Here is a 12,198-nt window from a genome sequence, read left to right as displayed (position 1 = left end):
GGCGCGCACTCTGGGGTCCAAGGGGCAGATCGGGCGCACGCATGGCACGGATCGTGATGAAGTTCGGCGGCACGTCGATGGCCGGGATCGAACGCATCCGCGTCGTCGCCAATCGCGTGAAGCGCGAATGGGCCGCGGGCAACGAGGTCGCGGTGGTCGTCTCCGCCATGTCGGGCGAGACCGACCGGCTGGTCGGCTTCTGCCGCGAAGCCAGCGCGCTCTACGACGCGCGTGAATATGACGTCGTCGTTTCCTCGGGCGAGCAGATCACGTCGGGGCTGCTCGCGATCGCCTTGCAGGCGATCGGCGTGCCCGCGCGCAGCTGGCTCGGCTGGCAATTGCCGATCCGCACGTCGGACGGTCATGCCTCGGCCCGCATCGGCGAGATCGAGACGGCGGGGGTGCTCGCCGCGATGGCGAACCGCGAAGTCGCGGTGATCCCCGGTTTCCAGGGCCTGGCCGCCGGCGAGCGTGTGACGACGCTCGGCCGCGGCGGTTCCGACACCTCGGCGGTCGCGATGGCGGCGGCGCTGAAGGCGGATCGCTGTGACATCTATACCGATGTCGACGGCGTCTACACCACCGACCCGCGCATCGTGCCGCGCGCGCGCAAACTGAAGCGCGTGACGTATGAGGAAATGCTCGAACTCGCGAGTGTGGGCGCCAAGGTGCTCCAGACCCGCTCGGTCGGGCTCGCGATGAAGGAAAACGTCCGCGTGCAGGTGCTGTCGTCGTTCGTCGACGACGATGCTCCTGCCGCCGCCACGCTGCCGGGGACCATGATCGTGAGCGAGCAGGAGCTCGCGGGGATCGTCGGCGAAGAGGAGACAAACGGAATGGAACGCCAGCTCATCACCGGCATCGCCCACGACAAGAACGAGGCGAAGATCACGCTCACCTCCGTCCCCGACAAGCCGGGTGCGGTGGCCAGCGTCTTCTCGCCGCTGGCGGACGCCGACATCAACGTCGACATGATCGTCCAGAACATCGCGCATTCGACCGGACAGAAAGCCGCCTCGACTGACGTGACCTTCACCGTGCCGTCGTCCGACCTGGCGAAGAGCCTGGACGTGCTGGGCCGCGCACAGGCCGACATCGGGTTCGAGTCGCTGGTCCACGACACCCGCGTCGCCAAGATCTCGGTCGTCGGCGTCGGCATGCGCAGCCACGCGGGCGTCGCGTCCAGGATGTTCACGACGCTCGGCGAACGCGGCATCAACATCCAGGCGATCACCACGTCGGAGATCAAGGTGTCGGTCCTGATCCACGAGGACGAGACCGAGCTCGCCGTCCGCGTACTGCACACCGCCTATGGCCTGGATGCGGAGGACGTGGCGGGCTGATCGCCCGCCACCGGCCCATTCCACCAATCGCGGGCCGATCGCCCGGCCGCCTCAGTCGAGGCTTTTCGATGCCTGTTCGAACATGTCCTTCGACAGGCCGGGTGCGGCCAGGATGCGTTCGAGCTCACCGCGCATCAGGCTGGCGCGCTGTGCGTCGAAGCGCTTCCATCGGCCGAGCGGCGGCAGCAGCTTCGCCGCGGTCTGCGGATTGAGCTTGTCGAGCGCGATCAGCTGGTCGCTAAGGAAGCGGTAGCCGCGCCCCGACACGTCGTGGAACGCGCGCTGGTTCGCGCCGAACGCCCCGACCAGCGCCCGTGCGCGGTTGGGGTTGGCGAGCGTGAAGTCGCGGTGGCGGGCCAGGTCCTCGACCATCTGCACCGCGTCGTCGCGCGACGACAGCGCCTGGACCTGGAACCACTTGTCCAGCACCAGCGGATTGTCGGCATAGTGGTTGTAGAAGATGTCCAGCGCCGCCTCGCGCTCGTCCGACGTGCCGCCGACCAGTGTCACCAGCGCACCCTGCCGGTCGGTCATGTTGTCCGCCGCCTCGAACTGCGCGAACGCCAGCGCCGCCGCGTCGCTTGCCCCGGCAGCGGTGATATAGCCGAGCGCGACCGAGCGCAGGCGTCGGCGACCCTTGGCGGCGGGCGAATATTCGAACGCCTGCCCGTCGCAGGCGGCATAGGCGGCGCGCCATTCCGCCTCCAGCGCGCGGCCCAGCTCTGCGCGCAACGCCTCGCGTGCGTGGTGGATGGCGTCGGGATCGACCACCGCCATCTGGTCGCCGACGAAGCTTTCCGACGGCAGCAGCACGGCCTCTGCGATGAAGGCGGCGTCGAGCGCGGGATCGGTCAGCGTCCCCAGCACCGCATCGACCACCGCCTGCGTATCGCCGCGCCCGGTCGCGACCGCGGAGACCAGCGTGTCGAGCATCAACTGCTGCATCGCTTCGTACCGCGCGAACGGATCGTCGTCATGCGCGCTGAGGAACGCCAGGTCTTGGGCCGTCCGGTCGGTCTCGACGATGACGGGCGCGGAAAAGCCGCGGTTGATCGACAGCACCGGGCGTTCGGGCACGGTTTCGAACGCGATCTCGGCCTCGACGCTGTCGAGCAGGAACAGCTGTTCGTCGGTCAGTGCGCGCCCGGTCTCGCCGCCGAACAGCCTGATCCTGAGCGGCAGGACCATCGGCTGCTTGGTCGGCTGGCCCGGCGTCGGCGGCACCCGCTGCGACAGGTGCAGCGTCGCGCGGCCCCCACTGTGCGTCAGTCGCGCGGTAACGCGCGGCGTGCCGGCCTGTGAATACCACAGGCGGAACTGGGTCAGGTCGGCACCGCCGCCCTCTTCCATGCTCGCGACGAAATCCTCGCACGTCGCGGCCTGGCCGTCGAAGCGATCGAAATACAGATCGGTGGCGGCGCGGAACCGATCCGGCCCCAGGATCGTCGCGATCATCCGGATGAGCTCGGCGCCCTTGTTATAGATGGTCGCGGTGTAGAAGTTCGAGATCTCGATATATTCGTCCGGGCGGACCGGATGCGCCAGCGGCCCGGCGTCCTCGGGGAACTGCGCGGCGCGAAGCCCCCGCACATCCTCGATCCGCTTGACCGCGGCGCTCCCCTGGTCGGCCGAGAACCCCTGGTCGCGGTAGACGGTGAAGCCTTCCTTCAGCGACAGCTGGAACCAGTCGCGGCAGGTGATGCGGTTGCCCGACCAGTTGTGGAAATATTCATGCGCCACGACCGCGGCGATGCCGTCGTAATCGTAATCGGTCGCGGTATCGGGGTCGGCCAGGATGTAGCGGCTGTTGAAGATGTTCAGCCCCTTATTCTCCATCGCGCCGAAGTTGAAATCGTCGACCGCGACGATGTTGAACACGTCCAGGTCGTATTCGCGGCCATAGACGCGCTCGTCCCAGCGCATCGACGTCTCCAGCGCCTGGAGCGCGTGGTCGGTCTTGGGCAGGTCGGCTTCGCGAACCCAGATGCCGAGCCGTACCTCGCGGCCCGATCGCGTGACGAAGGTCGATCGGTTCGCGACCAAGTCGCCCGCGACCAGTGCGAACAGGTAGCTCGGCTTGGGGAATGGGTCGTGCCACTCCGCCCAGTGCCGCCCGTCCGCCAGGTCGCCCGCGCCGACCGGATCGCCGTTGGCCAGCAGCACCGGGAAGCGCGTCTTGTCCGCCGTCAGCCTGACGCGGTAGGTCGCGAGCACATCGGGCCGATCGGGAAAGAAGGTGATGCGCCGGAACCCTTGCGCCTCGCACTGGGTGCAGAGCAGCCCGCCGCTCGCATACAGACCCATCAGCTGGGTATTCGTCTCCGGCGCGAGCTCGACGACCGTCTCGATCCGGTGGGTGTCGCCGTCGAGCGGCACGACCAGCGCGCCGTCGTCGAGCACCCAGTCGCTGACCGCCGTTCCGTCGACCGCGACCGACACCGGGGTCAGCGCATCGCCGTCCAGCCGCAGCGGACGGTCGTGCACGCCGTTGCGCACGACGGTCATCACCGCGGTCACGTGCGTCCGCGCCGGGTCCAGGTCGAAATTCAGGTCGATCGTCTCGACCAGCCAGTCGGGGGCGCGATAGTCGCTGCGGCGGATGATGCGCGGGGCGGCGGCGGCGGTGCTCTGGACGTCCATGATGCGGTTCATATGCCCCTTGCGCGCATTTGACAGCCTGCGAATTGCGCGGGCCCCACAAGCGTTGCTACGCAACCGGCCATCGCAATTCTCCCAAAGGACCTGCAAACCTTGGCCAAATCCCGTTTCGCGACCGCCGCGTCGCTGTCGCTCGTGCTCGCCGTTCCCGCCGTCGCCCAGACGGCTCCCGCGCCCGCCGCGGCTACGCCGGCTCCTGCTGCCGCGCCGGCAGTCAACGTGGCGGAGCGCAACGCGATCACCAACGCCGCGCTGTCGCCGGCCGAAGCCGCGATGAAGGCGCACGTCATGTTCCTGGCGTCGGACGCGATGAAGGGCCGCGATGCGGGCAGTCCGGAATACGACATCGCCGCGCAGTATGTCGCGTCGCAGTTCTACGCCGCCGGCCTGCGCCCGATGGGCGACGAGGGCAGCTATCTGCAAAAGGTACCGCTGATCACCGTCAAGGCCAAGGACCAGGGCAGCTTCACCTACCAGCCGGCCAAGGGCGCGGCCGTGCCGATGACCTTCGGCAAGGATTATGTCCCCGGCGCCAATCCGTCGAACCCGGCGACGAAGGTGGACGCGGGCCTCGCCTTCGTCGGCTTCGGCATCGTCGAACCCGGCAGCAAGCGCGACGATTACGCCGGCGTCGATGTGAAGGGCAAGATCGTGCTGCTGTTCGGCGGCGCGCCGGAAAGCCTGCACCCGGAACTGCGCGCACACTTCGGCAGCGCGGCGACCAAGCGCGCGATCGCGATGGCCAAGGGCGCCGTCGGCGTGCTCACCATCGAACCGACGATGGGCATGATCAACATGGCCGCTGCCGGCTACCAGCGCCCGCGCGTGACGTGGGAAAAGGGCGGCATCGGCTTCGATCCCGCACCCGGCGCGCCCGGCCTGGGGCTGATCAGCCAGTCCTTCGCGCAGACGCTGTTCGCCGGCAGCAAGCTCGCCTGGGCGGACGTCGTGAAGGGCGCGGCCTCGGCCGAAACCCGCTTCAAGGCGACCGCGCTGCCGGGCCGCCTGTCGGCTGCGATCAACACCGAATGGACGCCGCTGCCCAGCTCCAACGTCGTCGGCCTGCTACCGGGTAGCGACGCCAAGTTGAAGGACGAGTTTGTCGTCCTCTCCGCCCATCTCGACCACGTCGGCGTCGGTCGCGCGGTGAACGGCGACACCATCTACAACGGTGCCGAGGACAATGCCGTCGGCATCGCCTCGCTGATCGAGGAAGCCAAGAAGTTCAAGGCGAGCGGTACGGCACCCAAGCGCTCGATCCTGTTCCTGGCGGTGACGGCCGAGGAAAAGGGCCTGGTCGGGGCGGAATATTTCGCCAACAATCCGACCGTGCCGAAGGCTGCGATGGTCGCCGACGTCAACCTCGACATGCCGATCATCACCTACAAGTTCGAGGATGTGATCGCGTTCGGCGCCGATCGCTCGACGCTGGGCCCGATCGTCCGCAAGGCCGCCGCATCGATCGGCGTTGGCTTCTCGCCCGATCCGATGCCCGAACAGGGCCTGTTCACCCGCAGCGACCATTATCGCTTCGTCCAGCAGGGCGTGCCGAGCGTGTTCCTGTGGCCGGGCCAGGCGGGTCCGGGCAAGGCCGCGGTCGATGACTTCTTCAAGAACCACTATCACAAGCCCAGCGACGAAGTGTGGCAGATGCCCGCACTCGACTGGAGCCAGGGCGTCCGCTTCGTCGACGTGAACTACGCCATCGCGCGCGAGATCGCCGATGGCGCGGAGCGGCCGAAGTGGAACAAGGGCGACTTCTTCGGCCTGCTGTATGGCGGGTACGGCGCGAAGTAGGTCAACCGGTGCTCCCGCGAAGGCGGGAGCCCAGAGTCCCAGGGTCAGGCCGTCGTTCCGCTTGGCCCTGGGTCCCCGCCTACGCGGGGACACGACGGAATTTTATGCGTCGACTGCGCTCGAGCTGCGTTACGGTTCCCTTCGAATAGGGAGCCCGCATGACCGCCATCACCGCCAACGGCATCACCCTCGAATATGACGACGCCGGCGACCCGTCCGCGCCGGTGGTCCTGCTCATCATGGGGCTGGGCGCCCAGATGACCTTGTGGCCGGTGGAACTGGTCGATGCGCTCATCGCGCGCGGGTTCCGGGTCATCCGCTTCGACAATCGCGACATCGGCCTGTCGACCAAGTTCGATCGCGCCGGCCTGCCCGATCTCGCGCAGCTGATGATGGCGATGATGAGCGGCCGGGTGTTCTCGCCGCCCTATACGCTGGGCGACATGGCCGCCGATGCGGTCGCGCTGCTCGACGCGCTGTCCGTTCCCGCCGCGCATATCGTCGGCGCGTCGATGGGTGGCATGATCGCGCAACTGGTCGCCGCCGAGCACCCGGCGCGCGCTCGCTCGCTCGTGTCGATCATGTCGACGACCGGCAACCCGTCGCTGCCGCCCGCCCGCGCCGAGGCGCTGACGGTGTTGACCGGTCGGCCGATGACCGCCGACCGCGACACGCTGGTCGCACACGGCATCCGCACCGCGCAGGTGATCGGCAGCCCGGCGTATCCGCCCGATCCCGACCGTCTGCGCGCGCGGGTCGAGCGCGAGGTCGATCGTAGCGTCTCGCCCGCCGGCGCCATGCGCCAGATGGCGGCGGTGCTGGCCGACGGCGACCGGCGCGAGCGGCTGCGCCGTATCACCGCACCGACCACCGTCATCCACGGCGACGCCGACCCGCTGGTCCCGGTCGAGGGCGGGCGCGATACCGCCGCGGTCATATCCGGCGCCGAGCTGGTGATCCTGTCCGGCATGGGCCATGACCTGCCCCTGCCGCTGATCGACACCATCGCCGACACGATCGCGGCGACGGCGGCGCGGGCTCGGTAGAGACGGAAGAATGATTCGGGTGCCCGGCAGGGCACACCGAAATCCCTTCTTCTTCTTCGCTTCTTCTGCCCTAAATAGGCGCGAACCTACCGACACAGGGATATCGAGTGGCCGATCCTTACCAGACCCTGGGCGTCGCCCGCGGCGCGAGCGAAGACGAGATCAAGAAGGCGTATCGCAAGCTCGCCAAGCAGCTGCATCCCGACCGCAACAAGGACAATCCCAAGGCGTCGGAGCGCTTCAGCCAGGTCGCGCAGGCGTATGACCTGCTGAGCGACAAGGACAAGCGCGCGCGCTTCGACCGCGGCGAAATCGATGGCGACGGCAATCCGGCCGCCCCGTTCGGCTATGGCCCACGCCCGGGTGCGGGCGCGCGCCAGGGCGGCGGCTTTTCGCCCGATTTCGGCGGGGCGGGCGACACGGGCGAATTCTCCGACATCTTCGAGAGCATCTTCGGCGGCGCGCGGGGAGGCAGTGGCGGTTTCCAGGGCGGCTTCGGCCGGCGTCCGCAGCCCAAGGGCGCCAACGTCCCCTATCGCCTGGTCGTCAGCTTCGAGGATGCCGCCCGCCTGGCCCCCCAGCGCGTTGCCTTGCGCGACGGCAAGACGATCGACCTGAAGCTGCCCGCCGGTGTCGAAAGCGGCACGCAGATGCGCCTGTCGGGCAAGGGCGACGCGGGCCCCGGCGGCAACGGCGACGCGATCGTGACGATCGAGGTCGGCCAGCACCGCTTCTTCACCCGCGACGGCGACGATGTGCGCCTGGACCTGCCGATCAGCCTTGCCGAGGCGGTGCTGGGCGGCAAGGTGCCGGTCCCGACCGTCGAGGGCAATGTGATGCTGACCGTGCCGAAGGGCGCGTCGTCGGGCAAGACGCTGCGCCTGAAGGGCCGCGGCTTCCACAGGAAGGGCGGCGAGCGCGGCGACCAGCTGGTCACGCTGATGATCGAAATCCCGGCGGACGACAGCGAACTGACTGCCTTCGTCGAGGGCTGGTCGGGTCGCACCGCCGGGAACCCGCGCGCCAAGCTGGGCGTCTGATCCCCCACGTGACCGACGTCATCGCCCCCCAGACGCCCGAGGCGCGCGCACATCACAGTGCACGCGCGCGTGCCCGGATGCAGAAGGAGTGGCACAAGCACGGCCCGGGCAGCCGCGCCTGGGAAATCCTGAAGCGCGTGCTGATCGGCGTGTACAACGACGGCTTCATCCACGCCGGCAACATCGCCTATCTGTCGCTGATGACGGTGTTCCCGTTCTTCATCGTCACCACCGCCATCGCCTCGCTCTTCGGCCAGAGCGAGGAGGCGCGCCAGACGGTCGAATCCTTCCTGCACGTGCTGCCGCCCGACGTCGCCGTGATCCTGCGCAAGCCGATCGCCGATGTGCTAACCGCGCGTACCGGCAACCTGCTGCTGCTCGGCGGCATCGTCGGCCTGTGGACAGTCGGCAGCTTCATCGAGACGATCCGCGACATCTTTCGCCGCGCCTACGGCACCGTCTTCGCAAACCCGTTCTGGAAATACCGGCTTGGGTCGGTCGTCGTGATCGTCGGCTCGGTGATCCTCGCGCTCGTGGCCTTTCTGATCCAGGGCGTGCTGACCGCGGCGGAACAGTTCATCTACCAGTTGCTGCCCGTCGCCCGGGGCGTCGCCGGGTGGATCGGCCTCAGCCGTGCGATCCCGGGCCTCGTCATGTTCGGTGCGCTCTACATGCTGTTCTATTCGGTGACGCCGGCCAAGTACCGCTATTCGAACTGCCCGAAATGGCCGGGCGCGCTGTTCACCGCCGGCTGGTGGGTGGCGATGACCGCGTCGCTGCCCAAGATCCTGAGCCTGCTCGGCGGATACGACCTGACCTATGGCAGCCTGGCCGGTGTCGTCGTCATGCTGTTATTCTTCTTCCTGATCGGGCTCGGCATCGTGTTCGGCGCGCATCTGAACGCGGCACTGGCGGAACCGCCCGTTCCTGCGGTAGACGCCCCCGAAACGACGGTGGAAGTGGAAGGGTCGGCAGCGTGACGGGATTGATGCAGGGCAAGCGCGGGCTGATCATGGGGCTGGCGAACGACAAGTCGCTTGCCTGGGGCATCGCCAAACAGTTGAGCGCGGCGGGTGCCGAACTCGCGTTCAGCTACCAGGGCGCGGCGATGGAGAAGCGCGTGCGGCCCCTGGCCGAGGAACTGGGCGTCGCGCGCCTGTTCGACTGCGACGTGTCCGACATGGCGGCGCTTGACGCGACCTTCGACGCGCTGAAGGCGGAATGGCCGACGATCGACTTCGTCGTCCATGCGATCGGCTTTTCCGACAAGTCGCAGCTGCGGGGGCGTTACTACGACACCACGCTCGACAATTTCCTGATGACCATGAACATCTCGGCCTATTCGCTGGTCGCGGTGGCGAAGCGCGCGCGCGAGATGATGCCGGACGGCGGATCGATCCTGACGCTGACCTACTACGGCGCGGAAAAGGTCATCCCGCATTACAACGTCATGGGCGTCGCCAAGGCGGCACTCGAGACGAGCGTGAAGTATCTGGCGGTCGATCTCGGCCGCGAGAACATCCGCGTGAACGCGATCTCCGCCGGCCCGATCCAGACGCTGGCGGCGCGCGGGATCGGCGATTTCAATTACATCCTGAAATGGAACGAGCTGAACGCCCCGATGCGCCGCACCGTATCGATCGACGAGGTCGGCGGCGCCGGCCTGTATCTGCTGAGCAGCCTGTCGTCGGGCGTGACCGGCGAGATCCACCATGTCGACGCCGGCTATAACGTCATCGGCATGAAGGCAGAGGACGCGCCGGATATCGCGCTGGCGTAAATGCCAGTCGTCTTCCGCGACAGCGGTTTTCGCTTCCATTTCTATTCGTTCGAGGGATCGCCGCGGGAGCCGGTGCACGTTCATGTGACCCGACCGGGCGGCACGGCCAAGCTCTGGCTGTTTCCCGAGGTCAGACCCGCGTATAACCGTCGCCTCACCCCCCGCGAACTCCGCACGGTCGAGGAGATCGCCGTCCGCCGGCGACAGGAGATTTTGGATGGCTGGAACGCATATTTCGCCGGAACCGACTGATGTACGTTTCGATGAGGATTCGATTTGGGTCTCGCTCGAGGACGGGCGGACCATCGGCGTTCCGATCGCATGGTTTCCGCGCCTGCTGAAAGGGACACAGGCGGAGCGACAGGATTTCTTCCTGTCGCCAGGCGGTATCCATTGGGAAGGCCTGGACGAGGATATCGCCATCGCTACCTTGCTGGCGGACCGTTGGGAAACCGCACCCGCACGCGCCGCGTGAGCTACGCGATCCGCGCCGCGACCGGTGGGGACGTCGCGGCGATCGAGGCGTTGCTTGCCGCCGCATTCCCGAAAGCCGCCGAGGCGGGGCTGGTGCGCCGACTGTGCATCGATGGCGACATGGTGCTGACGCTGGTCGCCGATGACGAGGACACCGGCGCGCTGGCCGGCATGATCGCGTTCAGCCGGATGACGGTGGAGGTCGACGGAAAGCCGGTTGCTGCCGTCGCGCTGGCACCGATCGCGACCGCCGCGGCGCATCGCGGGCGCGGCATCACCGACCTGCTGATCCGGACGGGCTTGCGCGACCTCCGGTCAGCCGGCGTCGCGCTGTGCTTCGTGCTGGGCGAACCCGATTTCTATGGCCGCCACGGCTTTTCGGCCGATTGGGCGAAGGGCTTCCAGAGCCCCTATGCGGGCGATCATCTGATGGCGGTGCCGTTGCAGGACGGGAAGATGCCCTGCGGCGTGCGCGGAGTCGCGGCGCACGCGGATGCCTTTGCCAGCCTGGGGGAGCACGCATGAGCTACAACAGCTTCGGTCGCGTGTTCCGCTTCACGACCTGGGGCGAAAGCCACGGACCGGCGCTGGGTGTCGTCATCGACGGCTGCCCGCCAGGGATCGCGCTGTCGGAAGGCGACATCCAGCCCTGGCTCGACAAGCGCCGTCCGGGCACCAGCCGCTTCACGACGCAGCGCCGCGAGCCAGACCAGGTGCGCATCCTGTCGGGCGTATTCGAAGGCCGGACGACGGGCACGCCGATCAGCCTGATGATCGAGAATGTCGACCAGCGGTCGAAGGATTATTCGAACGTGGCGCTCGCCTATCGGCCGGGCCATGCCGACTACGCCTATGATGCGAAGTACGGGTTCCGCGACCACCGCGGCGGCGGGCGGTCGTCGGCGCGCGAGACGGCGGCGCGGGTCGCGGCAGGTGCGGTGGCGCGGCTGGTCATCCCCGAGGTGACGATCACCGGTTGGGTCGAGGCGATCGGTGGGGACACGGCGACAGGCTTCGACGCGAGCCAGATCGGCGAGAACCCGTTCTTTGCCGCCGATGTGGCGGCCGCCGCGCGTTGGGAAACGCTGGTGGACGCCGCGCGCAAGTCGGGATCGTCGCTGGGCGCGGTCGTCGCGTGCGAGGCGATCGGCGTTCCCGCCGGGTGGGGGGCGCCGCTCTATGCCAAGCTCGATTCCGAACTTGCTGCCGCCGCGATGTCGATCAATGCGGTCAAGGGCGTCGAGATCGGCGATGGCTTTGCCGCCGCCACGCTGTCGGGCGAGGACAATGCCGATCCGATGCGCCCCGGTGCGGCGGGGCCGGAATTTCTTGCCAACCACGCCGGCGGCATTGCGGGTGGCATCTCGACCGGGCAGCCGGTGCGGCTGCGCGTCGCGTTCAAGCCGACCAGCTCGATCCTGACCCCGGTCGAGACGATCACACGCGATGGCGACGCGACCGAAATCGCGACGAAGGGCCGTCACGACCCGTGCGTCGGCATCCGCGGCGTGCCGGTCGTCGAGGCGATGATGGCACTCGTCTTGGCCGACCAGAAGCTGCTGCATCGCGCGCAATGCGGCTGAGGCGTGCCTGATCGGAGGTAGGCGGACTCTCCTTTTCCTATGCCGCGCGTTGGTTGGCTACGGATTTCAAAGGAGAGTTGAGATGACCAAGATCCTGATCGCCGGTCTGTTCGCAGCCGGTCTGTCGAGCGCCGCCATCGCGCAGACGACGACGCCGCAAACCGCCCCGAGCGGCCAGATCGTCGCGCCGACGCCGCAGCCCGACCCGGTGACGCCGGAACAGCCCGCCCAGCCGATGATGGCGCCGACCGCACCGACGACCGACCCGATGACTACGACGGCACCGACGGATTCGACCACGACGGCGACCAGCGCGCCGACGACCACCGATGATCCGACCGCGGCACCGACCGATGGCGAGAAGCCGAAGAAGGACAAGAAGCGTCCGCGCTAAGCGCTGAGGCCAGAATGCGAAGCCGCCGCGTCGATCGGGTGATCGGCGCGGCGGTTGTCGTTTTGGGGACTGCCGCTCCGCTC

Annotated in this window: 12 protein-coding genes; 11 read left to right on the top strand and 1 reads right to left on the bottom strand. The window is 67.9% G+C overall.

Going from position 1 to position 12,198, the window contains the following annotated elements:
* The first annotated feature begins 41 nt into the window (after positions 1-41).
* Positions 42-1,343, top strand: coding sequence for an aspartate kinase (locus tag ASE86_RS00645; protein ID WP_056421608.1), 1,302 nt, complete (start codon positions 42-44; stop codon positions 1,341-1,343).
* Between the two features lie 51 nt (positions 1,344-1,394).
* Here ASE86_RS00645 and pepN read toward each other — a convergent pair whose 3' ends face one another.
* On the bottom strand, positions 1,395-3,986 hold the full coding sequence (gene pepN, locus ASE86_RS00640; protein WP_156347115.1) for an aminopeptidase N: 2,592 nt from the start codon (positions 3,984-3,986) through the stop codon (positions 1,395-1,397).
* Positions 3,987-4,094: 108 nt separating this feature from the next.
* Here pepN and ASE86_RS00635 point away from each other — a divergent pair, with 108 nt between their 5' ends.
* From ASE86_RS00635 to ASE86_RS00590, 10 genes are all read left to right on the top strand, one after another.
* The gene (locus ASE86_RS00635) at positions 4,095-5,798 is read left to right on the top strand and encodes a M28 family metallopeptidase (protein ID WP_082441572.1); all 1,704 of its coding nucleotides are present in this window, start codon (positions 4,095-4,097) and stop codon (positions 5,796-5,798) included.
* Positions 5,799-5,956: 158 nt separating this feature from the next.
* A complete protein-coding gene (locus tag ASE86_RS00630) occupies positions 5,957-6,844 on the top strand; it encodes an alpha/beta hydrolase (RefSeq protein WP_056421607.1) in 888 nt (295 codons plus the stop codon).
* Between the two features lie 107 nt (positions 6,845-6,951).
* Positions 6,952-7,884: a DnaJ C-terminal domain-containing protein gene (locus ASE86_RS00625; protein ID WP_056421606.1), complete on the top strand. Its 933-nt coding sequence runs from the start codon at positions 6,952-6,954 to the stop codon at positions 7,882-7,884.
* 8 nt (positions 7,885-7,892) lie between these two features.
* Entirely contained in the window at positions 7,893-8,864 is a 972-nt protein-coding gene (locus ASE86_RS00620) for a YihY/virulence factor BrkB family protein (RefSeq protein WP_082441570.1), read from the top strand.
* Between the two features lie 8 nt (positions 8,865-8,872).
* Entirely contained in the window at positions 8,873-9,664 is a 792-nt protein-coding gene (gene fabI, locus ASE86_RS00615; protein ID WP_056421604.1) for an enoyl-ACP reductase FabI, read from the top strand.
* Positions 9,665-9,916, top strand: coding sequence for a DUF4160 domain-containing protein (locus ASE86_RS00610; RefSeq protein WP_056421603.1), 252 nt, complete (start codon positions 9,665-9,667; stop codon positions 9,914-9,916). It begins immediately after the preceding gene.
* Positions 9,882-10,139, top strand: a complete 258-nt coding sequence (locus tag ASE86_RS00605; protein WP_156346990.1) for a DUF2442 domain-containing protein — start codon at positions 9,882-9,884, stop codon at positions 10,137-10,139. Before ASE86_RS00610 ends, ASE86_RS00605 begins: the two co-directional genes overlap by 35 nt.
* A complete protein-coding gene (locus tag ASE86_RS00600) occupies positions 10,136-10,663 on the top strand; it encodes a GNAT family N-acetyltransferase (RefSeq protein WP_056426338.1) in 528 nt (175 codons plus the stop codon). The genes ASE86_RS00605 and ASE86_RS00600 overlap by 4 nt, the downstream gene beginning before the upstream one ends.
* Entirely contained in the window at positions 10,660-11,721 is a 1,062-nt protein-coding gene (gene aroC, locus ASE86_RS00595) for a chorismate synthase (protein WP_056421602.1), read from the top strand. The genes ASE86_RS00600 and aroC overlap by 4 nt, the downstream gene beginning before the upstream one ends.
* Positions 11,722-11,803: 82 nt before the next feature.
* Positions 11,804-12,115, top strand: coding sequence for a hypothetical protein (locus tag ASE86_RS00590; protein WP_056421601.1), 312 nt, complete (start codon positions 11,804-11,806; stop codon positions 12,113-12,115).
* Positions 12,116-12,198 lie beyond the last annotated feature (83 nt).

This window comes from Sphingomonas sp. Leaf33 (genome assembly GCF_001421785.1).
GTDB lineage: Bacteria > Pseudomonadota > Alphaproteobacteria > Sphingomonadales > Sphingomonadaceae > Sphingomonas.
The sequence above is the reverse complement of the archived record's forward strand: the minus strand, read 5'-3'. Positions and strand labels throughout refer to the sequence as shown.